23 protein-coding genes and 1 pseudogene are annotated in these 23,577 nt (G+C 66.7%); 5 read left to right on the top strand and 19 right to left on the bottom strand.

Translation table 11 applies throughout. The features are described 5' to 3' along the window. Positions 1-180: 180 nt before the first annotated feature. The 9 genes from K320_RS0116535 to K320_RS0116495 all read right to left on the bottom strand — a co-directional run bounded on the left by K320_RS0116535 (position 181) and on the right by K320_RS0116495 (position 8,823). A complete protein-coding gene (locus K320_RS0116535; RefSeq protein WP_024539912.1) occupies positions 181-2,100 on the bottom strand; it encodes a heavy metal translocating P-type ATPase in 1,920 nt (639 codons plus the stop codon). 106 nt (positions 2,101-2,206) lie between these two features. Further along, on the bottom strand, positions 2,207-2,437 hold the full coding sequence (locus tag K320_RS0116530) for a heavy-metal-associated domain-containing protein (protein ID WP_013519689.1): 231 nt from the start codon (positions 2,435-2,437) through the stop codon (positions 2,207-2,209). A 110-nt stretch (positions 2,438-2,547) separates the two neighbouring features. Then, entirely contained in the window at positions 2,548-3,270 is a 723-nt protein-coding gene (locus K320_RS0116525) for a Crp/Fnr family transcriptional regulator (RefSeq protein WP_168727965.1), read from the bottom strand. Between the two features lie 138 nt (positions 3,271-3,408). Further along, entirely contained in the window at positions 3,409-3,984 is a 576-nt protein-coding gene (locus K320_RS0116520; RefSeq protein ID WP_013519687.1) for a cytochrome b, read from the bottom strand. 138 nt (positions 3,985-4,122) lie between these two features. Beyond that, positions 4,123-4,632: a hypothetical protein gene (locus tag K320_RS19375; protein WP_013519686.1), complete on the bottom strand. Its 510-nt coding sequence runs from the start codon at positions 4,630-4,632 to the stop codon at positions 4,123-4,125. A gap of 98 nt (positions 4,633-4,730) precedes the next feature. Next, on the bottom strand, positions 4,731-5,708 hold the full coding sequence (locus K320_RS0116510; RefSeq protein WP_024539910.1) for an FAD:protein FMN transferase: 978 nt from the start codon (positions 5,706-5,708) through the stop codon (positions 4,731-4,733). Next, positions 5,689-7,896: a PepSY domain-containing protein gene (locus K320_RS0116505; protein ID WP_024539909.1), complete on the bottom strand. Its 2,208-nt coding sequence runs from the start codon at positions 7,894-7,896 to the stop codon at positions 5,689-5,691. The genes K320_RS0116510 and K320_RS0116505 overlap by 20 nt, the downstream gene beginning before the upstream one ends. 10 nt (positions 7,897-7,906) lie before the next feature. Continuing rightward, entirely contained in the window at positions 7,907-8,383 is a 477-nt protein-coding gene (locus tag K320_RS0116500) for a DUF2271 domain-containing protein (RefSeq protein ID WP_013519683.1), read from the bottom strand. Positions 8,384-8,412: 29 nt separating this feature from the next. Next, positions 8,413-8,823 carry a PepSY domain-containing protein gene (locus K320_RS0116495; protein WP_024539908.1) on the bottom strand — a complete coding sequence of 137 codons (411 nt, stop codon included), beginning with the start codon at positions 8,821-8,823 and terminating at the stop codon, positions 8,413-8,415. Positions 8,824-9,081: 258 nt separating this feature from the next. Here K320_RS0116495 and K320_RS0116490 point away from each other — a divergent pair, with 258 nt between their 5' ends. The 5 genes and pseudogenes from K320_RS0116490 to K320_RS18795 all read left to right on the top strand — a co-directional run. Then, positions 9,082-9,636 (top strand): sigma-70 family RNA polymerase sigma factor, encoded by a 555-nt coding sequence (locus K320_RS0116490; RefSeq protein ID WP_013519681.1) that lies wholly within the window; start codon positions 9,082-9,084, stop codon positions 9,634-9,636. 15 nt (positions 9,637-9,651) lie between these two features. Next, entirely contained in the window at positions 9,652-10,119 is a 468-nt protein-coding gene (locus K320_RS0116485) for an anti-sigma factor family protein (protein ID WP_013519680.1), read from the top strand. Beyond that, positions 10,116-10,577, top strand: a complete 462-nt coding sequence (locus K320_RS0116480) for a Spy/CpxP family protein refolding chaperone (protein ID WP_013519679.1) — start codon at positions 10,116-10,118, stop codon at positions 10,575-10,577. The genes K320_RS0116485 and K320_RS0116480 overlap by 4 nt, the downstream gene beginning before the upstream one ends. Before the next feature lie 123 nt (positions 10,578-10,700). Beyond that, entirely contained in the window at positions 10,701-11,180 is a 480-nt protein-coding gene (locus tag K320_RS0116475) for a hypothetical protein (protein ID WP_013519678.1), read from the top strand. Positions 11,181-11,210: 30 nt separating this feature from the next. After that, positions 11,211-11,601 (top strand): annotated as a pseudogene (locus tag K320_RS18795) (DUF3363 domain-containing protein); the annotation flags it as partial. A 91-nt stretch (positions 11,602-11,692) separates the two neighbouring features. Here the strand turns inward: K320_RS18795 and K320_RS0116465 are convergent. The 10 genes from K320_RS0116465 to K320_RS0116420 all read right to left on the bottom strand — a co-directional run bounded on the left by K320_RS0116465 (position 11,693) and on the right by K320_RS0116420 (position 23,573). Continuing rightward, a complete protein-coding gene (locus K320_RS0116465; protein WP_024539906.1) occupies positions 11,693-14,065 on the bottom strand; it encodes a phosphoketolase family protein in 2,373 nt (790 codons plus the stop codon). 83 nt (positions 14,066-14,148) lie between these two features. Beyond that, on the bottom strand, positions 14,149-15,357 hold the full coding sequence (locus K320_RS0116460; protein WP_024539905.1) for an acetate/propionate family kinase: 1,209 nt from the start codon (positions 15,355-15,357) through the stop codon (positions 14,149-14,151). A 39-nt stretch (positions 15,358-15,396) separates the two neighbouring features. After that, positions 15,397-15,858, bottom strand: coding sequence for a cytochrome c (locus K320_RS0116455; RefSeq protein ID WP_024539904.1), 462 nt, complete (start codon positions 15,856-15,858; stop codon positions 15,397-15,399). Positions 15,859-15,918: 60 nt separating this feature from the next. After that, positions 15,919-17,118, bottom strand: coding sequence for a lipid A deacylase LpxR family protein (locus tag K320_RS0116450; protein WP_013519674.1), 1,200 nt, complete (start codon positions 17,116-17,118; stop codon positions 15,919-15,921). Further along, a complete protein-coding gene (locus tag K320_RS0116445) occupies positions 17,115-17,981 on the bottom strand; it encodes an LOG family protein (protein ID WP_013519673.1) in 867 nt (288 codons plus the stop codon). The genes K320_RS0116450 and K320_RS0116445 overlap by 4 nt, the downstream gene beginning before the upstream one ends. Continuing rightward, positions 17,978-19,390 carry an MBL fold metallo-hydrolase RNA specificity domain-containing protein gene (locus tag K320_RS0116440; protein ID WP_024539903.1) on the bottom strand — a complete coding sequence of 471 codons (1,413 nt, stop codon included), beginning with the start codon at positions 19,388-19,390 and terminating at the stop codon, positions 17,978-17,980. The genes K320_RS0116445 and K320_RS0116440 overlap by 4 nt, the downstream gene beginning before the upstream one ends. Before the next feature lie 7 nt (positions 19,391-19,397). Beyond that, positions 19,398-19,607 (bottom strand): YgaP family membrane protein, encoded by a 210-nt coding sequence (locus K320_RS0116435; RefSeq protein ID WP_013519671.1) that lies wholly within the window; start codon positions 19,605-19,607, stop codon positions 19,398-19,400. A 53-nt stretch (positions 19,608-19,660) separates the two neighbouring features. Further along, positions 19,661-20,812, bottom strand: a complete 1,152-nt coding sequence (yiaY, locus tag K320_RS0116430) for an L-threonine dehydrogenase (protein ID WP_013519670.1) — start codon at positions 20,810-20,812, stop codon at positions 19,661-19,663. Next, positions 20,809-22,458 (bottom strand): efflux transporter outer membrane subunit, encoded by a 1,650-nt coding sequence (locus K320_RS0116425; protein WP_024539902.1) that lies wholly within the window; start codon positions 22,456-22,458, stop codon positions 20,809-20,811. Before K320_RS0116425 ends, yiaY begins: the two co-directional genes overlap by 4 nt. Further along, on the bottom strand, positions 22,455-23,573 hold the full coding sequence (locus tag K320_RS0116420; protein WP_013519668.1) for an ABC transporter permease: 1,119 nt from the start codon (positions 23,571-23,573) through the stop codon (positions 22,455-22,457). The genes K320_RS0116425 and K320_RS0116420 overlap by 4 nt, the downstream gene beginning before the upstream one ends. Positions 23,574-23,577 lie beyond the last annotated feature (4 nt).

Below are 23,577 nucleotides of genomic sequence, written 5' to 3'. Positions count from 1 at the left end.
TAACGTGCAGTCTCAAGCTGCAAGAGGGTTTTGTGCCCATTAATTTCGTCCTTTCTTGTTTCTGAATTCATCGAACACTCAGGTTCCGGCAAGATTCTTGCGGCAGTGCAGCGGCTGGGATGGGAACAAGGCCTCTGGCACCGAGATGCCAGAGGCCGAGGCAACGATCATGTGCACCGCTCAAATGGATGGAGCCGACTCTCTCGCCACTGTCGACAAGGGCGCTGAGTGCGCCGGTGTCGCGCGCCGCAGCAGCCGCATGGCATTGGCAATCACGATCAATACCGAGCCTTCGTGGAACAGCATGCCGGCGGCCATGGTCACCCCACCCATCAGCACACCGGTCAGCAGGAGGCCGACGGTCGCTAGAGCGATGACGATGTTCTGGCGGATGTTGGAGAGCGTGCGCCGCGCCAGCGAGATGGCCTCGGGCAGCTTGAGCAGGTCGTCGCCCATGAGCGCGATGTCGGCGGTCTCCACCGCCACGGCCGAGCCGGCTGCGCCCATGGCCACGCCGACGTCGGCGGTGGCCAGCGCCGGCGCGTCGTTGACGCCGTCGCCAACCATCGCGACGACGTGGCCGGCCCGCTGCAGGCGGGCGACGATGTCGAGCTTGTCCTCGGGCAGCAGCCCGGCGTGCACCTCGTCGATGCCGGTGGCGGCGGCGACGGCATCGGCCACCGGCTTCACGTCGCCGGTGAGCATGACGACCTTCTTCACGCCCGCCTTGTGCAGCGCGGCCACCATGGCGGCGGCGTCGCGCCGGATCTCGTCGGCCACGGCGATCACGCCCAGCACCTGGTCGTCCACGGCAACGATCATGGGCGTGCGCCCCTGGGTGGCGAGTTCGTGCGCCTGGCGGTCCGCGCCCACGGTATCGGCGACGCCGAACTGCTCCAGCAAGGCCAGGTTGCCGATCAGCACCCGCTTGCCATCGACGCGCGCGGTGATGCCCTTGCCGATCACGGGCTCGATGTGCTCGGGCAGCGCGGCCACCGGGATGCCGGCTTGCTCCGCCGCTTCCAGGATGGGCCGCGCCAGCGGGTGCTCGGAGCCGGCCTCGGCGCGCGCGGCCCAGGCCAGCACCTGGTTTTTGTCCACGCCCGGCGCCAGCGCCACCACGTCGGTGAGCTGCGGCCGGCCCTTGGTCAGCGTGCCGGTCTTGTCCACGGCCACGACGTCGATCTTGGCCGCGATCTCCAGGAACTCGCCGCCCTTGATCAGAATGCCGTCGCGTGCCGAGCGGCCAATGCCGGCGACGATGGACACGGGAATGGAGATCACCAGCGCCCCGGGGCAGGCCACCACCAGCAGGGTCAGGCCCAGCACCACGCTGCCGCTGATGAGGCCGGCCAGCAGCGCCAGCACGACGACGGCGGGGGTGTACCAGGATGAAAACCGGTCCATGAATTTCTGCGTGCGCGCCTTGGCGTCCTGCGCGTCTTCCACGCGGTGAATGATGCGCGCCAGCGTGGTGTCGGCGCCGATGCCGGTGGCCAGCACCTGCAGGAAGCCGCCGCGCGAGATGGTGCCGGCGAAGACGTGGTCGCCCTTGGACTTTTCCACCGGGATCGACTCGCCGGTGATCGATGCCTCGTCCAACGCGCCAGTGCCGGCGATCACCTCGCCATCGACCGGCACCTTGGCGCCGTTCTTGACCAGCACCACCTCGCCCATGGCGACGCTGGCGGCGGGGATTTCCACCTGCTCGCCCTTGCGCATGACGATGGCCGTGTCCGGCGCCACGGCAATCAGCTCGGCCAGCGCCGCGCGGGTCTTGTTCAGGGTGGCCGATTCCAGCGCGTGGCCGATGGCGAACAGGAAGGTGACGGCCGCCGCCTCCCAGTACTCGCCGATGACGAGGGCGCCGACGGCGGCGATGCTCACCAGCAGGTCGATGCTGATATGGCGCACGGCCAGCGCACGCACGGCGTTGCGCACGATGGGCGCGCCGGCGACGAAGGCGGCGGCGACCATCAGCCACTGGGCCGCCAGGGCAGCGCCGTAGCCCTTGGATGCGGTGAATGAAGCCAGGATCAGCAGGCCGGACAAGGCGGGAGTCGTCCAGCGGCCGTTGATCCATGCGTTGATCTTGTTCATGGGGTTGGCCTCCGAAGGTGGTCAAGCGGGACAGGGGCAGCCACCGCCGCCGGGCGCGGCGGTGTGCTGCTCGTGGAGTGAGCGGCGCGGGGGCCATGGTGGTGCGTCAGAACGCCGAGGCGCGCGCGGTGTAGCCCACCTTGGCGATGGCGGCGATGAGATCGTCCGCGCTGACGGTTTCGGGGTGGTGGTCGACTTCGATGCGCGCCGATGCGAAGTGCACCTTGACGTGGCTCACGCCCGCCATCGCGCCGACGCTTTTCTCGATCTTGGTCACGCAGGACGGGCAGGAAAAACCCTCGGCGCGCAAGGTGGTGCGGGTGTTGGTGTTGGTCATGGTTTTTTCCTTGTATGACGGTCTGGTTGAGGGATGCCTTCACTGTAGGCAGGCCCGCCGTATTGCTCCATGAGAAACGTCAATCAACAGCAGCCGACTTTGGCGCTGACTCAAACCATGCCGTCGCGCACTTGCTCCAAGCGCGCCGCATCGACGATGGCGACCCAGCGCCGGCCGGCGTCGATCCAGCCCTCGCGCTGCCACTGGCTGAGCAAGCGGCTGACCGATTCGGTGGCCGCGCCGGCCATGGCGGCCAGGTCCTCGCGCGCCAGCGGCACGTCCAGCAGCATGGCCTCGTTCCAGGGCTTGCCGACCTTGTCGGCAAGAACCAGCAGCAAGGCTGCCAGGCGCTGCTCCAGCGGCGCCCCGGCCAGCATGTGAATGGCGTGCTGCGACTGCGTCAGCCGGTGCGCCACGCCCTTGAGCGTGGCCACAGCGACTTGCGGAATTTCTTGCAGGATGGCGTCGTACTCAGGCGCATCCAGGCCCAGCAGGCAGGCCGGCGTCAAGGCGGTGGCGCTGTCGGCGTAGAACTGCTGGCCCAGCGCCGGCAGCGCGCCAAAGAAATCGCCTGGGGTGAGCAAGTCAATCAGCGACTGGCGCCCATCGGCCGCCAGCCGCGTGGTCTTGACGGCGCCGATCGCCACCACGTAAATGTGCGTCGCGGCATCGCCTTCCAGGTAGACGGGCTCCCCGGCCGCGAAGTTCTGGGCCTGGCAATGCCGGTTGACCTGCGCCAGTTGCCCGTCGTCGAGATCGGCAAAAAGAGGGACTTTGCGGCAAACGGCCATGCGCATGTCCAGCGAGCAGGCCGCCGGGTCCGGGTCTGGCATGGACAGGGGGATTTGGCGGCGTTTGTTTATGGCTTGTTTCATCGTGCTGTGGAATAAGTTCGCGGCGTCTTGAGCCGATCTGCCGGTGTTCCGGCCGGCGTCCAGATCCGGAGCTGGCAAGGGTTTTGCGGCAGCCGGTCAGCGGCTGTCTCTGGAGTTTGGGTCAAGTCGAGCCCGCCCCAGGCCCATGCGTGCCAGCGTCGTGTCGTGCATCAGGTAGTGATGCACCAGCGCCGCTGCAGCGTGTAGGCCGATCAGCCAGTACCCGAGTGTGCCGATTGCCTCGTGGACTTCTTTGAGGCCGCCTGCAAGCGCCTTGTCAGGCGCCATCAGCCCAGGCAGTTCGAGTCCGAACAAGGACACGGGCGCGCCCTTGGCGTTCAGGCTCAGATAGCCGAGAACGGGCGCCGCGATGAGCAGGCCGTAAAGCGCCCAGTGCATGACATGGGCCAAGCGGGACTGCCACGCGGGCGTACCGGCAAGCTCACTGGGTTGACCCAGCATCCACCGCAGCGGCAGCCGAACCAATACGACGACTGCGAAAACCAGGATGCCCAGGCTTTCATGCCAGCTCTTGGCCAGCGCCCGCTCGGCACTGCCCTTGGGCAGGCCATCGTGCAGCTCGATCAAGGCATAGACACCGACCATCAGCAGCAGCGTCAGCCAGTGCAGTGTGATGAGCGTTGGATGGTAGCGTTCAGTGGTTCTGGACATGAGGCTCTCAATGTGGATGCGGGCGTGAACGTGGCAGCCCGCGCTTTTGCAGGCGAGGCTGCCACGATGCCAACCCTCGTTCCGGTTCTGAAAAAGCAGCTGATGGATTCTTGCTGCCCCTGCTTGCAGCACCGTTTGTCAGCCGATGGATGCGTCGCGACCGGTTGGCTGCTGCGCCATAGCCACCCAACGCAGCCCATCGCCCTGGCTGAGGTAGTAGTGGCCGTCGGGACTGATCACCACCGCACGGGGTGCGATCGAGTCGAAGAAGTACTGCCAGCCAAACCCGGGCATGCCGGCCTGGGCCTGGTTGGCGATGGCCTGCCAGGGCGCCGTTGCCGTTTCCGCCGCTGGTTGGGCTGCGGCGATCCAGCGCAGCCCCTTGCCGCGGCTCAAGTAGTAATGGCCATCAGGGCTGATGACGACCGCGCGCGCTGCCTGCGGGTTGAAGAAATACTGCCAGCCATGTCCGGGCGAGCCTGCCTCGGCCGAGTTGGGAATGGCCTGCCAGGGTGCGTTCAGCGCTTCGATGCGCTCGGCGCGGCTGGCGTGGCGCTGCGTGCGATCGGAATGATCGCCGGCCAGGGCGGTGTTGCCCAGCAGGGCCGCGGCGATGCCGATGGAGGCGATGGTGGTGGCGACTTGCATGACGTTCTCCTTGAGTTGCAATGCAGTCACGATCGACTGTGGCTGCAGTCTGCGCGGGTGTGGGTGAACCGGTGCTGAACAGCCTCTTCACCCGCCGTTCATGCCGTACCCGCCGATGCGGCAGCGGCGAAGCGGCCCGAGCCCAACTCGACCAGCGCCTCGCCCCGGCGCAGCAGCCACAAGGCATCCAGGCCGTGCCGATGCGCCAAGGCCAGGCCCTGGCCCGAGCCCGCCACCAGCAAGGCGGTGGCCCAGGCGTCGGCGTCCATGCAACGGGGCGCCAGCACGGTGACGCTGGCGACGCCGTTGTTCACCGGCTTGCCGCTGCGCCCGTCCATGCTGTGCGCCAGGCGTGCCTGGCCCACCTGGACGAAGTGCCGGTAATCGCCCGACGTGGCCACGGCCAGGTCCTGCAGCTCGATCACCCCGTGCGCGGCGCGCAGGCCTGCACGCGGGCTCTCCAGCGCCACCGCCCAGGGCGCGCCGCTGGCCTGGGGGCCGATGGCGCGCAGCTCGCCGTCCAGTGCGACCAGGGCGTGGCACACGCCGTGTCCGGTGAGCACGGCACACATACGATCCACGGCATAGCCTTTGGCGATGCCGCACAAATCGAGCTGCAGTGGCGAGTGCTTGCGCGCCAGGCCGGCGGCCAAGTCCAGCTCAAGGGCTTGCGGTGTCGGCAGGCGTTTGGCATTGCGCGCGGCGCGGATGGCCTCGGCGTCCGGCGTGTCGCATGCCGCGCCAAAGCCCCAGGCATCGACCAGTGCGCCGACGGCGGGATCAAACGCTCCGTCGCTCAGGCGGCAGACTTCGAGCGCGCGGGCCAGCACCTCAAGGATCTGCGCCGGCAGTGCCAGCCAATCGCCTACCGGCGCACGGTTGAGCTGATTCAGTGCGCTTTCCGGCTGCCAGGGCGACATCTGGGCATCGACTTGTTCGACCGCTTCGGCCAGCGCCTGGCACAGTGCGTTCGTGTCCAGCACAGGCGGCACATCGCAGCTCACGGCCCAGCGCGTGGCCATGGTCGGCCCGTGCAGTTGCAGCCGGTGCAAGGGCTCAGAACAGGTCTTCGGCATAGCGCCCCTTGGCCTTCAGTGCGTTCACGTCAAGGCCCAGCGGCGCCAGCAGCGCATCGAGCACCTCGCCCACGCCCTGGGCCATGGGGCGGCTGCCGCACACGCGCACCGCGGCGCCGGCGGCCAGCAATTTGCGCAGGCGTTCGGCGTCGCGTTGCAGGATTTCCTGCACGTAGCCGCCGCCGGGCACGCGCGAGAAGATGGTGTTGACGCTGGCCACGCGCTGCTCGGCCTGCCAGCGCGCGATCTCGGAGCCGAAGTAGTAGTCGGTGGCCGGGTCGCGCGCGCCGAAGTACAGGTGCATCGGCGTGCGCTCGTCGTTGCGCCGAATGAAGCCTGCCAGCGGTGCCACGCCGGTGCCAGCGCCGATCAGCAGCACGCTCGGCGGTCGACCGCTGAGGGTAAAGCCCGGGTTGGCACGGATGAAGGCCTGCGTGCTGTCGCCCGGCTTGAGCCCCAGCAGGTGCGCCGAGCACACGCCGCCGGGCCACTGGCGCACGCAGATTTCCAGAAAGCCGTCGGCGCTGCCCGACGCCAGCGAGTAATAGCGCGCCACCGCGTTCCCCGGTGGCACGATACCTACCAGGTCGCCCGCCTCGAAGCGGCCCAGGCCGCAGCCGAGCAGACGCGCAAACCACGGCTGGCGCGGCCAGGCAAAGCGCAGGATGGCCGTGGGCCGATCGGCCTGGCCGGGGTAGTCGCGCCGCTCGACGAGCGTCAGCGCGGTGGTGGCGGGCAGACGGGGTCGGTAATCGATCGCCAGCGGCTGGCCCAGGGCCTGCGCCAGTGCCTCGCCCCAGCGGGCGAACTGCTGCGCCGACTGCTGGTGGATCAGCTCCAGCGGCAGTAGGCTCGCATGCCCCTGGGCACGCAGCGCCTGCTCGACGGCCTGTGCATATGCGCAGAACGCCGGGTATTGGCGATCGCCAAAACCCAGCACCGTCACCGGCACGCCGCTGCCGCCCTGCGCGGCAATGCGCTCCAGCGCATGACACGCATGCGCCGGCGGCTGGCCATCGCCATGCGTGGCCGCCAGGATGAAGACCTGCTGCGCCGTGGGCGTGATCTGGAAGTGCTCCAGTGCGCTGCTGTGCACGCGTCGCCCGGCGCGTACCAGCGCGGCATGCAAGGCCTGGGCAAAGCCCCAGGTGCTGCCGCCCTCGCTGGCGACGAAGATCAGCACCTCGGCCTGCTGCAGGCGGGAGTTGTCGGCGATGTGCACCGCGTTGCGGCGCCCCTGCCACCAGATCAGCACGCCGCTCGCCCAGAACAGCAGCACGCAGAGGCCCGCGAGGCCCATCACCACGGCCCACGGCCAGGCGCTCTCGCCGGTGTGCAGCACGCGGGCCCAGTCGTCCAGCCGCTGCGCCAACGTCGCCTCCTGCCAGGCCAAGGTATCGCCGCTGTGGCGGTCAATCCAGCCTTGGCCGCGCGTGGTCGCCACCTGCCAGGTGTCGGTGGGGTCGCCCGCATCGGGGAGGTTGACGCGGTGCAGATCGCCGACGCCGAGGTCGCGCAGCAGCGGTAGCTGCGCCGGCGCCAGGTCGGCCCCCGTGCTGGCGCTGGAAACAACGTCGGGCTCGGGCCCGGCTTCCAGTTCGAGCAGGCCGAGTGTCGAGGCGCTCATGGTCAGCGCCGTGATCGAGGACAGCAGCAGCAGGGCCAGCACCACCCGGCCCGCCAGTACGTGCAGGCGCTGCGCCAGGGTGCCGCGCACCCGGCCTGCCACATGGCGCCAGCCGCCCATGCGGCGCACGAGCAGCACCAGGCCGGAAATCGACAGCAAGACCATGGCCAGCGCCGTGGCCGCGGCGCCCCAGCGCCCACCATCGCCCAGCAGCAGCAGCGCGCGGTGCAGGTTCTTGACCCAGCGCGGCATGCTGGAGGGCTGGTAGTTGCCAAGCAGCTGGCCGCTGGTTGCATCGACGTAGCGCGCCTGCGCTTGGTCGCCGTCGAAGCCGAAGGCGGCGACGGCGCCCGAGGGCAGGCGACGGATTTCCTCGACGCCGGGCATGGCCTGCTGCACCTGTTGCACCAGCGTGGCCACCGGCAGGTCGGCCGGTGCTGTCGGCGCCTGCCAGGCCTCCTGCACCGGATCCAGGGCCAGCAGGGCACCGGACAGGCCCAGCACCAGGGCCACGGTGCCCAGGCTCAGACCCAGCCATCGGTGGACGGCTTTCCAGTTCATGCCTTGCTCCTTACTTCAGCTGGAAGCTGGCCGACTGGATGTACTGCTTGCCGGCCTGCGCCTTGCCGGCGCCCGCCGCCGTCAGGGGCAGCCGCACCTCGGAGGGGCTGTCACGCATGTCTTCCACGGCGGCGTCGATGCGGATCTCGTAGCCGGCGTCGATCAGCGCGTCGGCCAGATCGGCCGTCACCCTGAGCGTGCGGCCCGCGCCGACGCTGGCGCCGGTCACGCCATTGAGACGTTTGGCGTCGCCGGCCGACAGGCGGCTCCAGTCCGCCAGGTGCTTGTAGTACTTGGCCTTGCCGCCGGCCACCCAGAGCGTGCCGGCGTAGGCGCCCTTGGCATCGGTCAGGTAGACCGCCAGGTAGGCGCCGTCGCCGCCGTAGTTCTTGAGCTGGGTGGCAATGGTGACTTCGCGCGCCTGGCCGAGGGCGGGCACGGCAAGCGCGCAAGCTGCGGCAATGGCGGTGATCAGGGGTTTGGACATAGGGTTCTCCTGGAAAGAGGGGAGGCGATTCATTGCACCTGGCCGCGCGGCGCGCTGCCCGGGGTAAAGAGGGGTGAGGAAGGGGCAGTGCCCGCATCCTGCGGCGTGTGGTCGCGCCGGCGCTCGCGCTCCCGGTCCCGGTCTTTGTGGTGGTCATCGCGCTCGCGCGACTTGATCTTCAGCACCTGCAGGGTCTCGGGGTCGAGCTTGGCCTTGAAGCGCTGGCCCTGGGCGTCGGTGCCACGGATTTCGTAGCAGCCGTCGTCAATCTTCAGTCGCTCGACCTGCCAGCCCTGCTGCGCCGCCATCTGGCGCACCGCTTCGCGCGACTGCCATCGCGCGGCCGGGACATCGCAGTCGCTGGATGCCACCGCTGGCAGCGCCGCGACGGCCAGCACCAGGGTGGCCAGCCGGGGCTTGAGGTGTAGGTTTCGTTTCATCGTCGGTTCCTTTCACAGCATCAGAGCTGTTGATGCCAATAATTTTGACGAACCGGGGGTGAATCAACACTGAACCTTCTGTTCACCTCGTGTTCATCCGATCGAGCCAACGGTCAGTTCACGTTGCCACATGCCCCCATCGGACGTATTGATGAGAAGCATGAAGCGAATCGCGAGTCTGGCTGGACTGACGAAGACGGGTTCGTCAGGGCTTGCCCGAAGATGGAACTTTTGCGCTCCTCATGCGTTAACGCCCCAATGCCCCAACCGAGCCAGTTTGACGAGACTGACTGCATTGCCCGCGCCCAGCGCGGGGAGGTCGCGGCGTTCTCTGAGCTGGTGACGCGCAACCAGGATCGCATCTACCGCTTTCTGGTGCGCATGACTCGGTCACAGGAGGATGCGCGCGAGTTGACCCAGGAAACCTTTCTGAGCGTCTACCAGGCACTGCCCAGCTGGCGCCCGCAGGCGCAGCTGTCCACGTGGCTGTTCCGCATCGCGCGCAACCAGGCACTGGACCGGCTGCGTCGCGCGCGGCACGTGGAGTTCGTGGCGCTAGACGACGCGCTGCATCAGCAGGTACCGGCGGATACGCCCACGCCCGAGGCCATGCTGCAGGCGCGCCAGCGCATCGCGGAGCTGGAGCGCGCGCTGGCGCGGCTGTCGGTGGAGCACCGTGAGATCCTGCTGTTGCGCGACATCGAGGACATGCCCTACGAGGACATTGCCCAGGTGCTGGGCATCGGCCTGGGCACCGTCAAATCCCGCATCGCCCGCGCCCGCGCCGGGCTGCTGCAGCACATGCCACGCTGACCGCAAGGAGCCACCATGACCTGCCCACGCATCGAAGACCTTTCCGCCTTTGTCGATCACGCCCTGCCCGCGCGCAGACAGGCCGCGCTGCAGAGCCACCTGCGGGCCTGCCCTGTCTGCAGCCAGCAGCTCGATGCGCTGCGGGCGCTGCGCCAGGAACTGCACGCCCTGCCATCGCCCACGCTGGGCTTCGATCTCGCGGCGCAGCTGCAGGAGCGCCTGCGCGACCGGCGGCCACCGCGCGCCGCCAGGCCCCGGCGTGCCGGCTGGGACCTTCTGGGCTGGATGCCCACGGGCCTGGCGGCTGGCGCGGCGCTGGTCTCGGGCCTGTGGATGGGCGGGCTGCTGCTGGGCACGGGGGCAGCCATTCCTACCACGTTTGCGGCCGCCGACCCCGCCATGGCGCGCGTGTTCGACCCCGTGCCGCCGGGCGGGCTGTGCGCCGCCACCGAGATTTGCCGACTGCCAAGGAATCTGCCATGAAACACCCCACCTGGATCCGCACCCTGCTGGCCGTCTCGCTGGCGCTCAACCTGGGCATTCTTGCGGCGCTCGTGCTGCGCCCTGCCCGCGTGGCGCCGCCCCCGGCGCCGGCCGTGCACCTGCCGGACTACCTGGCGCTCACGCCCGGGCAACGCACGCGCTGGGAGGCGCTGGAGGCGCCGTTCCTGCACGACCTGTCATCCAACTGGGACGACATACGCCACCGCCGCGAAGCCCTGGTGCGCCACATCTTCGCCGCCGCACCCGACCGCGCGGCCATCGACGCCGAGCAAGCCGCCATTGCCCGCCTGCAGGCCGCGCAGCAGCAGCGCGTGATCACCCAATTGCTGGCCGAGCGCGAGCTGCTGGACACCGCCCAGCGCGAGCGCCTGCTGCAGCTGTTGCTGGGTCGCTACGCGCAGGAGGCGACCGAGGAGGAGCTGCTGCACCGCAAATAAGGCCGTGCACCAAAGATGCAAAACACATGGAACATTCAGACGCGCGCTTCGTTGAAGAGGGCAAGGCAGCCAGGCAACCCGCACGGCCACCTTGCATGGTTCAACTTTCAACGGAGCATTTCCATGAAACAACTCACCACACTGCTGCTGGCCGCCGCCCTGGCAGTCCCCCTGACCTCGATGGCCGCGAGCGCGCACGACAGCCACGGCAGCGCCGAAACCCACCAGTTGCAACTCAACGCCGGCAAGAAATGGGACACCGACGCGCCGCTGCGCCAGGCCATGACGGCCGTCCATGCATCGGTGACGAAAATCCTGCCCGCGGCCCATGCAGGCAAGGCCACGGCGGCCGACTACGACGCCTTCGGCAACGCCGTCGGCCAGCAGGTCGCCTACATGGTGGAAAACTGCAAGTTGCCCCCCGAGGCGGACGCCCAGCTGCACATCATCGTGGCCGACCTGGTGGCGGGCGCCGAGGCCGCCCAGGGCAAGCACGGAGAAGGCAAGCGCGCCGCCGGCGTGGTGCAGGTCGCGCAGGCCTCCAACGCCTACGGCAAGTATTTCAGCCACAGCGGCTGGAAGGCCGTCAAGCTGCCCCATTGAAGGACATGCCAAGCAGGGTGAGGGTATGCCCAAGGCAGGCCCATTCGCCCCCGTGCAAAGTGTCTAGCCACGTTCGGGCACTTGGAGGCACCACGCCGTGCCAGCACCATGGAGCGCGTGGTCGAAGGGCTATGGAAGGTGCCGAACGATCAGCCCGAGCAGGGCCGCCGCCATGACGTGCAGCGTCTGGGTGGTGTGGCCATTGAGCTGAAATCGTACCTGCCCATCGAGCGGCAGGCCCGCGTGATCGGGGCCACCCGGCTCGAATGGCAGCAGGGCGGGCCTGAGCAACCTGGGCTCCGGTGAGGGAACCAAGCAGGCGATGCAGCAGCGCGCCGACTCCCTGGACGAACAGGGACTGGATAAGCGGTGCAGGCGATGCGTGATCCTGACATGCAACCTGCTGGGCACGTTGCGCAGTTGAGAACTGGCGCAGACCGCGAGGACATCGCCTCCACCGGCCTGGAGCTGCCGGCGCACTTCATGACCGGCACAGGATTCGCGTACCTGACTCACGGGCTCAATAAATCTTTGGGATCGCCGGTGCCATCAAGAGCCGCGCGCTGCGCAGGGTCGAGCAGTGCTTCACGATTCCAGCCGGCCACGGTCGCTGCGGCATCCACCGTATGCGCCCAGGTACAGCGGTTGGCGAACGGCATGCCGGGGACATCGAAGGTGCCGCCGCGGCTGATGTAGCCGAGGGCGTGCGTCCTGGTCGGGCCGTTGTCGATGCGGCGCAGAATGCCGAGCATGGGCTCGGGGCGCGTGTGGGTGAGGATCACGCGCGGCAGGCCTTGCGGGAACAGCGTGCTGACAGTGGCGTCTTCATCGACGAACTCCGCTTCCATGGCATCGCGCGGGATGCGCAGGCGGCCAGGTTCCAGGATGACGGTGACGCAGGCGCGCTTGCCCATCCCGGCAAGGTGCTGCTGCGCCTTGATCGCCTCGTCGAGTTGGTAGGCACCCAGCGCGATGAGCTGCACTTCGGCCTCGGCGGGGTCACCGATCAGATGGGCCGCGCCGTCACGGATCAGGCGTTGCGCCGATTCGGCATCGAAGCGGTTCTCCACGTCGCGCTTGGAAACGATGAGGCAGGCCAGTTGCCCGCGTCCGGCATAGATTTCGCGCAGCGCGGCGACCGCAGTGTTGCCATCCACCGGGAACAACACGCGCGAGGTGTCCGACATCTCGCCCAGCAGGGCTTCGCCGATCGTCGGGTCTTGGTGCGACTGTTCGTTTTTGGCGTTCTCCCAGGTGTGCGAGGTGACGATGAGTGGCACCGACAGCCAGCCGGCGGGCTGGCCGACCTGACGCAGGTGGCGGGCGAAGATGATTTCCTGCCGCATCAGGCCGAGCATTTTTACGGCGAAGGCCTCGTAGCTGACGATCAGGTTCAGTCCACCCTTGTTGCCGAGTGCGGCGGCGGCCACGGCCTCTTCGTTGAGCGCGGTGATGACGGCGCCGTGCAAATCCTCAGGCACACCGGGTTCGGGCTCGTTGACGCGGTGCTTGAGCAGCGCCAGCGTGCCGCCCATCTTGTTGCTGGCCAATTCGTCAGGGTTGCCGATGCGCATGCGCAGCTCGGGATTGGCTTTGGCGAATTCAACGAACCACTGATCCAGCGCCGTCATCGCACTGCCTTCGCTGCCTGATATTTCCCAGCGCGGTTCGGGCAGCCTGGGCGCAGCGGGGTGGCGGTGCGCCATCGGATGCGCGCTTTCCAGCGGGCGCTGCTGGGCGGCGTGGGTTGCGAAGGCGGTGAGCGTCGCGTCGAGTTCGACCGGAGCAACGAAGAGCGCAGCCGCGCTTTCGTTGAACCGCCCACGCATGGCGACATCGGTGTGGGGGTTGCCGCCCAACGGCAGGTTGTGCGCGACGTTGCTGCCAGCACCGGGAAAGCCGAAGCCCTTCTCGGTCTCGGCGATCACGTAGGGCAGAGGCGCCGGATAGCGGCGATCCGGATCGGCGGCAAACGCACGCAGCGCGCCCTCGGCTTCGACGATTGCCCAGGCGATCGCGGCCGGGTCACGGCCATCGACGATCACCGGGTCGAAGCCGTTGTGGCGCACGTCGTCGGCCAGCCATTGCGCACCCCCTTCCTGCATGATCTGGGTGCGCTGCTCGATGCGGCGGCCGTTGAGGATCATCACCGGTACAGCGAAGCCGCTGTCTTGCGCGCGCCACCAGCGCGGCGCCCAGTCCGGGCCACGCTGCTCCTCGAAGGCGCCGTCACTGAGGAAGGCGACCAGCGATTCGCCAGGCAGCGGCATGTGGATGTACTGCAGTTCGGCAAAGCCGAGGTAGCCGCCTTCGGACACGGCACCGGCGGTGTTGGGGCCGGCATGGCTGCCCAGCGGCACGGCCGGGCGGCCCTGCGCATCGATGGCATAGGAATAGAAATCGGCACACAGGCGCGACAGGCCTTGCTCGCTGCGGTCGTAGCGGCCCCGCTGCGCGGGCGAGACATCGCCGGTCAGCGCATTGACCGCTTCGATGGCGGCGACACAATGGCCCTGGCCCATGATCCAGCCGCGTGTGCTGCCGGTGAGCGCGTTGGCCAGCAGGTAGCCGACGAAGGCCTGCACCATGTTCAGCGAGCCGCCGGTGTGGCCTTCGGGCGTGGGCTTGAAGTCCTCGGCTGACAGCGCCGCGCCGGAAAGGTCGATGCGGCGCGCATAGGTCATGTGCGCGACCACGTTCATGGCCACGCAGCTCAGGCGGTCGGCGGCGGCAAGCAGGGTGTAGGCCGTCGTCTCGTCGGCAACACGGCCGTCGACGATCAAACGGGCCACCAGAGTTTCCATGCGCTTGATGGTCTCGTCGCGATGGACGATGGGGCCGTGGCCGGCGAGCCAGCACTGGCGGATGGTGGAAGCGGTGGTCATGCGATTTCCCCTCTTTGATGTCGATGAATCCCTGCGTGGCTACAGAGTCAGTTGAGTTGAGCGCGCTCGGCCTGGCTGGGACATCACGCGCCGCCTATCAAATCCTGCGTATAGCGCGCTGTGATCCATTCCTCGTTGGTAGGCTCCACCGCGGCCAGCACCCGGCTGTCGGTGGTGGAGATAACCGGGGCATCGATGGCGTTGGCATCGGCATCCAGCTTGATGCCGATAAATGCCAGGTCGCGGCAGACGCGCTCGCGCACGAAGGCGTTGTGCTCACCGACACCGGCAGTGAACACGAGCAGATCCAGGCCGCCAATGACTGCGATCAGTGCGCCAATCTCCCGCACGATACGGCGCACGTAGAGCGCCAACGCGATGCGGGCGCGTTCGCCGACTTCGCCGGAATCGCTCTCGTGCTTCACCACCACGCGCGGCTCGGCCGAAATCCCGGAAACACCGAGCAGGCCGGACTGGTTGTAGAGCGTGCGGCCTACTTCTTCCAGTGAGAGCTTTTCGATCTCCATCAGGTAGAGCAGGGCGCCCGGATCGAGCGAGCCGGTACGGGTGCCCATCATCAGGCCGTCGAGCGCGGAAAATCCCATCGTGGTGGCGATGCTTTGCAGGTTCTGCATCGCGCACAGGCTGGCCCCGCTGCCGAGGTGCGCGACGATGGTGCGGCCGCGTGCCAGATCACCGTGGCGCTCGGGCAGGACGTGGCTCATGTAGTCGTATGAAAGGCCGTGAAAGCCGTAGCGGCGCAGACCGCGTTCCCAGGCCGAGTACGGCAGCGGTAGGATCTGCTCCACCTTCGGCGCCGTGCGGTGAAAGGCTGTATCGAAGCACGCTACCTGAACAATTCCGGGCCACTGCTCGAACAGCAAACTCATGGCCTTCAGGGGAAAGGGTTGGTGCAACGGCGCCAAAGGAATCAAGGCCCGCAGCTCCGCGATGGAGCCATCGGTCACCACGGTTGGCTCGAAGTACCTGCTGCCGCCATGGACGACACGATGCGCGATGGCCACGATGCGGCGGCCATCGAGTCGGGCCACGATGCGCGCTTGAATCAACGCCAGAGCGGCGGTGTGAGGGTGTTCGTGGTCCAGATGGATGCGCTGCTGCGCAGTGCCACTGTCGCTGTACTCAGGCGCGGGCCCAGCAATCCCTTGCACCTTGCCGTGCCACAGCGGCTGGCGCGGCAACGGGCACGCCTGTGCATCGAACAAGGCGAACTTGATGCTTGAGGAGCCGCAATTGAGCACCAGGATGTGGCTCGGCTGGGAGTTGCTCATCGTGATGCCCCATACAAACCGGCCTGGGACAAATGCGTGTCAGCGACTCCCATAAAACTGTTCCACGAACGATTGTCGGAAGCTTTGGTGACAAGCGAGGCAGCTTTGTTGTGTCTTGGAGAATGCGGCGATAACGGCCTGGCCGTCGCCGCGCTTGGCGGCATCCCCCATGGCGCTCGCAGCGTCCTGGACCTGTCCATCGAAACCCCGGAATTTCCCGGCATCCGTGCCAAGCCAGCCAAGAATGCGCATCTTTTCGCCCAGAGGTGGCTCGGCATGCTTGGCGATTTTGGGCGCCAACTCGGCGACCAGTGTCCATTCCTCCTTGGAAATCGCACCGGTGACGGCTTGCATGTCACGGCCAAGTCGCTCCATGACGCTGCGAAGCGCCATCGGCTTTGCAGCGTCAGCGGACTGCGCGCCCAGTCCCGTGGTGGCGGTGGCCAAGGCTACTGACAACGTGATCGTCAAAAGCTGTCGAGGGTTCAAGAGGTAACTCACGGGATTCTCCATGGAGGTTGTTGGTGAATGCTTCGCAGGCGGGCGCATGGCTTCGGGATTTCAAAATTCCATGCTCAACGCAATCGATCCGAAGGCGTGATGGCCGATCTGCTGGTCGAACTCGCGGGTTCTCCAGACGCGCATCACGGCAAGCCGCACGCCATGCCCGGCAACAATCCATTGGCTGCTGATGCCAATGGCTGCCTGAGCGACCCAGGGTCGTCGACTGACGTGATGGCTGTGCCGAAACAGATTCCCGTCGAGCGAGAAATCCCAGGCAACGGCTTTGGCCTCCAGATTCAGGAATGCATGCGCTCCGGGTTTGGGCGCGCGCGCTGATTGAGGCTCTGTTCTGCGCAGGTCGGAAACGCCCGAGGGCGGGCGATTCTCCGCGCCGGGCCGAATCGGATAGCTGCCGAAGTCGTTCGGAATGTTCCAGCCCGCACGCAATTCCATGCCGGTGCTGGCTGCGGTTTCGATGTTTCCGATCCGCAGGGCATAGCTGCCGATCACGTCGCCGCTCCACCCCGGCCGGACGGCACCCTCTGTGTACGACTTGAACTTGCGCTCCATCGCCATCTGGAACGCGGGTTCGTTGCGCAACTGGTTGTCCCAGCCGCGAAAACGATCGATGCCCCGCACCCGATGCACCAGATCCTGCGATTGCTCCGCCAACGACCAGGGGCCAATCACGCCCAGGGTCAGTTCGCGCACATCAAGTATTTCATAGCTGGCGGCCTGTGGGTGGACGCGGTGATTCCATGCCAAACCCAGGTACAGCAGGCCGGCGTACGGGCGATCGTCGGAAATCAGATCGGTGCGCGTCTTGTCCTCGGGCGTGTACATGGACTGGCCGAAGCGCACGACGATGTTTTGCGATGCCGATTGGGCGCCAGAGTCGCGCCAGAACTCGGGATCAGCCCAGCCGATGAAGCGGGTGTACCAGGCAATCGGTTGGGGCAGACACTCCGGGCGGAGCGCGCCTTGCAGATCGCGCGAAACCACGCTCAGCGCCACACCGTTGGTGTAGTTGCGGTCGGTGCCCGTGAACAAATCGTTCTCCAGGCGCAGGGTTCCACCTCTCCAGTGCAAGGCGTGCTCTGGCAGGCAGCGGGAAATACCATCCGAGGATGCGGGCTCCGCGCCACGGGCGGCAGTCGAGCCGAGTACCGCGCACGCAATCAGCGGCGTGATACTGCGCATCGACCATTGCGCATTGGCCTTGGACAGCCGCGCGTGAAGGCTGCCGATGCGCATCATGATGGCGCGCCATCTGTTGCCCTATCGACGTAAAAGCGTTCCAAGGCACCCATGATTTCCTCGGCTTTGTCGACGCAGGTAAACAAGTCGAGATCGGACGGCGATACGTAGCCTTCGTCGAGCAGAAGATCGAAATCAACGGCTCGGCTCCAGAAGTCGCGACCGACAAGAACCACCGGAATCCGTTGCATCTTCCCGGTCTGGATCAGGGTCAGCACCTCGAACAGTTCGTCGAGCGTTCCATAGCCACCGGGGAAGGCCACCAGACCTTTCGCATGCAGCAAGAAATGCATTTTGCGTAGCGCGAAATAGTGGAACCGGAACGCCAGCTCCGGACACATGTAGGGGTTCGGCGCTTGTTCGTGCGGCAACGTGATGTTGAGGCCGATCGAGCGAGCCCCGGCATCGAAAGCACCGCGATTGGCTGCCTCCATGATGCCGGGGCCGCCACCGGTGATGACGACGAAATCGCATCGTCCCTCCTGCTGGAAACGAGCAGAGATCAGTTGAGCGAAGCGCTGTGCCTCTTCGTAATAGCGTGCCTGTTCCACGCGGCGACGGGCCAAGACTAGTTCCCGCCCAAGCGTCGAATTCCCTGGCATGGTGCCCGCTCGCTGCTCCAGCACAGCGAGCCGGTCGCGTGCAGTGGCAGCATCGCTTACGCGCGCACTGCCAAACACCACCACGGTCGAATGCACGCCTTGCTCACGCAAGATGCGTTCGGGCTTGAGCAGTTCGAGTTGGAGACGCAGCGGGCGCAGATCGTCCTGGCCAAGCAAATCGATGTCTTCATACGCAAGGCGGTATGTGGGTGAATCGAGGATGGCGCGCAGGCGCTCGTCAGGATCAGCGGGCGGTGTCATCGCTCGACCACCAGAAAATCCGGCCACGGAACGACCCGGCCGCGCTCGGGCACCGAGACCTGCCAGCCAAGCTGCTGTTGCAGGAGTTCCGCCAAAGCCTGCGCGGCGGACGGCTCCCCATGCACTACAAAGGTTTGCTCGGGGGCTTGCTTGAAGCCTCGGGCCCAGGCCATCAGGGCTGGTTGGTCGGCGTGCGCCGAGAGCCCATCGACACTGTGGATCGCCGCGCGCACCGGAATGTCGTCGCCGAAGATGCGCACGCGCGCCGCGCCATCGACCAGTTGGCGGCCCAGTGTTCCCTGCGCCTGAAAGCCGGAGAACAGGACGCTGCATTCCTTGCGCGGCAAATTGTGGCGCAGGTGGTGCCGGATGCGTCCCGCGTCGCACATGCCGCTGGCGGAAATGATGATCGCGCCCGAACGAATCTGGTTCAGCGCCATGGATTCGTCGGCGCTTTCCGTGAAATGCAGATACGGCAGGTTTTCGCCGCGCGCGTGCCACCCGGCCAAGCGCTTGGCCTGCTCGTCGAACAGCTCAAGGTGCTCGCGCGTGATGCGCGTGGCTTCCGTGGCCATCGGCGAATCAACGAATACCCTCGGTTGCCGCAGCCGCCCCTCGCTGGTGAGACGGTGCAGGTGGTACAGGACTTCCTGGGTTCGACCGACCGCGAAGGCCGGCACGATGACGTTGCCACCGCGTTCGAACAGGGTTTTCTCGACGATGCCGATCATCTCCTCTTCGGTTGCCGAAAAGTCCTTGTGCTGGCGGTTGCCATAGGTGGACTCGATGACGAGGATGTCGGCGTCCTCGATGGGTGTCGGGTCGCGCAATATCGGGCGTCCCGGCTGGCCAAGGTCGCCGCTGAATACCAGTTTTGTCGGGTAGCCGTACTCGGTGACCCAGACTTCGATGATGGCCGAACCGAGGATGTGCCCGGCATCGCGAAAGCGCGCGCGCACCCCGACCCGGGGCGCGAACTCCCAGTCGTATTCGATGCCTCGTACCTGCTGCAGGCATTCGCGCGCATCCTGCAGCGTGTACAGCGGCGGCAGCGGGTCCTTTCCGCGGAACCGCTTGGCACTGCGTTTTGCATCGCTCTCCTGGATGTGTGCACTGTCGGGCAGCATCACGCCCAGCAGATCAACCGTGGCGGGAGTGGTGTAGATGGCCCCTTTGAACCCGGCGCGGGTGAGTTTGGGCAATAGCCCGCTGTGGTCGATGTGGGCATGGGTCAGGAGCACGAAATCGATAGCTGCCGGGTCGAACGGAAATGGCTCGCGGTTGCGCGCCGCCGCCGCAGAGCCCCCTTGAACCATGCCGCAATCCACCAGGAAGCGCAGGCCCGCCGCCTCCACCAGGAAGCACGACCCGGTGACTTCGCGCGCAGCACCCAGAAATTTCAGTTTCATGGGATGCTCACTCGGGCTTCTTCTTTTGCATTGGACAGGTGTTCACGCCGAGCAGGCGATAGCCCGGACAGCGACCCGCCAGGCCGGTAATCAGCGGCATGATTCCGATGAGCCCCAGCCACCGCCATGGCGAATCCAGCCACAACGGCAAGCTGAGCAGGATCAGGCCGATGACGACGCGCGCGATGCGATCGAGGTTTCCTACGTTCGTTTGCATGGAGGCACTCCTTGATGGTGGGATAGAACGGGTTCGGGAAATCACGCCGACGGCTACATGGCCGCCGCGAAAATGGCACTGATTTCCTCGTGCGACGCCTGTATTGGATTGGTCAGTCCGCACGCGTCCTTGAGCGCATTGGTGGCCAGGGTGGGAAAGTCCTTGGCCTGAACGCCAAGCTGTGACAGCCCGTGGGGAATGCCGATGTCGGCGGACAATTGGCGAATCGCCAATAGGCACAGATCCGCGGCGGCCTCGTCGCCCAGGCCATCGGTCTTTTCCCCCATCGCGCGGGCGATGTCGGCGAGGCGTCCCGCAGCGACCTGCTTGTTGTAGGCCTGCACGTGCGGCAGCAGGACGGCGTTGCACACACCGTGCGGCAGGTCGTAGAAGCCGCCCAGTTGATGCGCCATGGCGTGCACGTAGCCCAGCGAGGCATTGTTGAAGGCCATGCCGGCGAGGAACTGCGCATAGGCCATCTGTTCGCGCGCTTCGACGTTTCGCCCGTCAGCCACCGCCTTGCGCAGCCATTGGCTTATCAATGCCACGGCCTTGAGTGCGCAGGCATCGGTGATCGGCGTGGCAATGGTTGAAACATAGGCCTCCACCGCGTGCGTAAGGGCATCCATGCCGGTGGCGGCGGTCAAGCTGGCGGGTTTGAGCAGCATCAGCTCGGGGTCGTTGACCGAGAGAATGGGCGTCGTGTGCTTGTCGACGATCGCCATCTTCACGTGGCGCGCCTCGTCGGTGATGATGCAAAAGCGCGTCATTTCGCTGGCCGTTCCAGCCGTGGTGTTGATCGCCACCAAGGGCAGCTGCGGCTTGGCCGACTGGTCAAGTCCCTCGTAGTCCTTGATCGTTCCGCCATTGGCAGCGACCAATGCGATTCCCTTGGCGCAGTCGTGCGGCGAACCGCCGCCGAGCGAGATGACGAAATCACAATCGTTGTCGCGCAGTTGCTTCAGCCCATCGGCCACGTTCTTGGTCGTCGGGTTGGGCTGCACTCCATGAAAAACCAGGGTATCCACGCCGTGGCTGGCAAGAAGGTCGCGCACGTTGCCGACCAGTCCGAGACGAACCAAGGGAAGGTCGGTCACGATCAGCGCTTTCCTGAAGCCATAGGACTGGATGGCCTTGGCTGCATCACGAAGACAGCCCGCGCCCATCAGGTTCACGGGCGGAATGAAAAAGGCGGTGGTGGTCATGGCTTGGCTCCTTCGGTTGGCCTGTTGATGATCAAGTGAGTAAGGGTTTCGCGTTCCGCGCTTTGGCTTGTGAGGTGTTCCGTCGCGGCGGCGCTTGCAGGCATGCCGGAGCGACTTGCACGAGGCGTGGGTGCGGCGGCGCCTGTAGGCGAATGGGCGGCGCTTGGCGTCATGTTGGATACCTCCCAGCCGCCCCCGAGCGCCTTGTACAGCGCCACCAATTGCACGGCGGCGCTGGTATGCGCACGTGCGGCCGCAGTCTCGGCTTCGTGCAGGCTGCGCTGGGCGGCCAGCAGCTCCACCAGTGCAACATCGCCCGCGGCGTAGCGAGCCTTGGCGTAGCCGTAGCTGGTTCGTGCCGCATCCAGGGCCATGGCACGGCGCTCCAACGTGTCCAGCCCGCCGTGGTAGTCGCCCAGCGCACGCTCGGCGTCACCCAGCGCCGCCAACACCGCCTGCTCATAGGCCAACGCCGCCTGCTGCTCGGCGGCCTCGCGTGCCCGAATCTCGGCACGCACGCGGCCACCATCGAACAGACGCCAGGAAATCAGCGGCAGGATGGAAAACCGTGAACTGGATGCATCGAACCAGTTGCCCGTGCTGAGCGCCTGAAACCCGCCGCCGACACCGATGGAGAGCTTGGGGAACAGCTCGGCCGTGGCCACGCCGATGTCGGCAGAACTCGCCGCCAGACGCCGTTCCGCGGCCAGCACGTCAGGGCGGCGGCGCAGAAGATCAGCACGTTCGCCCACCGGCAGGGCCCGCAGCGTGCACGGTGCCAAGGGGCCGTCGAGCAATGCCAGTTCACGCTCCGGTGGAGCGCCCAAGAGCACGCCCAGGCCCAGCACCGCGGCGCGCTGGCGGGCCTGGATGTCCGGCAGCAGTGCGTTGACGGCAGTCCACTGCGCATAAGCCGCCTCCACATCGGCGGCGGATGCGTCGCCCAATGCATGCCGCAGGCGCACCAGCTCCAAGGTCTGCTGCAGCGTATCCAGCGTGGCTTGTTGTGCATGCAGTTCGTATCCAGCACCAACGGCGGTGAACCAGGTGCGTGCGACCTCGGCCACGATGCGCATGCGCACACCCTGTGCTTCGACTTCGGTGGCTTGCAGGCGGGCGCTGGCGCCTTCCAGGGCGCGGCGCTTGGCGCCGAATAGATCGGCCTCCCAGGCCGCATCGAAGCCCGCATCGTAGATGGTCTGGGTGGCGTCCATGCCGGGAATCGAGCCCACGGGCAAGGGGCCGTTCTTGCTTTGCCCGCGTCGGTTCACGCTGGTGCCCGCGCTCACGGTGGGCATCTGGTCGCCAGCCACGCGGTCGCGCAGGGCGCGCGCCTCGTCGATGCGTGCCGCGGCTTGGCGCAGATCCAGGTTCTGTGCCAGTGCCGTGCCCATCAGGCGGTCAAGGATGGGGTCGTCCAACGCGGACCACCAGCGGGCCAGGTCCGCGGACTGCGATTCGCTCGCCAGAGGCAAGGTCCAACCGCTGCCGATGTCCACAGGAGGCGGCTCGCGGTAGTCGGGGCCCACGGCCGCACAGGCGGTCAGCAGCACGCAGGACAGGGCCAGCCCGAGCGGGCGCAAGCGCCTGGACGCCGGCGGTGCGGCTGGCGTGCGCGAGGAGAGGTGGCGGGTTTTGGTTTTCATTGCAGGCGTCCTCGGACGAATACGGTGGCCATCGTCAGCGTGGCGAGGGCGATGAGCGCCAGCGGCCAGAGGCTGGCGAGAATGTCGCCGGGCGGCATGGCCTTGAGGAAGCTGCCTTCGACGATGATGAGGAAGTGGGTCAGCGGAATGGCCTGGGCCAGCCACTGCAGGACGAGCGGCATGTTTTCCACCGGCGTCGCAAAGCCCGACATCAGCACCGCCGGCACGCCAATGGCGAACGCCCCCAGGATGGCCTGCTGCTGGGTCATGCTGACTGCGGAAATCATCAGGCCGATGCCGACCACCGACAGGATGAACAGCACCAGGCTGGCGAGCAGCAGCGCGAACGAGCCGGTGAACGGGATGCCGAACAGGAACACGCCGGCGCTGATCATGAACAGGCCCAAGAGCGTGCCGATCGCCAGCGCAGGCAGCGACTTGGAAACAATGATCTCCGGCGTCGAGGTGGGCGATACCAGCAACTGGTCGAAGGTGCCCAGTTCGCGTTCGCGCGCGATCGACAGCGAGGTGATGAGCAGCGCGCTGAACAGCGCCAGGATGCCCGTGAGCCCAGGCACGATGAACCAGCGGTAGACCAGGTTGGGGTTGAACCAGTGGCGCACGACCACGGGCGTCGGCGCCTGCGCGTCGGGCACGACCTCGGCGCCGACATCGGCGGCGATGGTGGACAGGTAGGCGACGGTGATCTGGCCCGAGTTGCTGCGCCGGCCATCGACCAGAACCTGGGCGCGGCCGCTGTCGCCGGCGGCGATGGTGCGCGAGAAATCCACGGGAATGGCGAGCGCGGCGATCACCTCGCCGCGGTCGATCATCTCGTGCAACAGCCGCTGGCTGTCCACGTGCCGCACGTGGGTGATGAAGCGGGCGCTGTCCAGGCGCTGCACCAGTTCGTGCGACCAACGCCCGGCGTCCTGGTTGTAGACGGCGATGTCGACGTTGCGCACTTCCAGTGTGGCTGCAAAGGCGAATACCAGCAGTTGCAGGATCGGCGGTACGAATACCACCATGCGGCTGCGCGGGTCGCGCAGCACGCTGAGCACTTCCTTGATGAATTGGGCGCGCAGGCGGGTGAACGAGAAGGCAGAGGTCAACATCGCG

This window comes from Comamonas badia DSM 17552, from assembly GCF_000484635.1.
GTDB lineage: Bacteria > Pseudomonadota > Gammaproteobacteria > Burkholderiales > Burkholderiaceae_C > Comamonas_C > Comamonas_C badia.
This window is presented reverse-complemented; position numbering and strand designations above follow the sequence as displayed.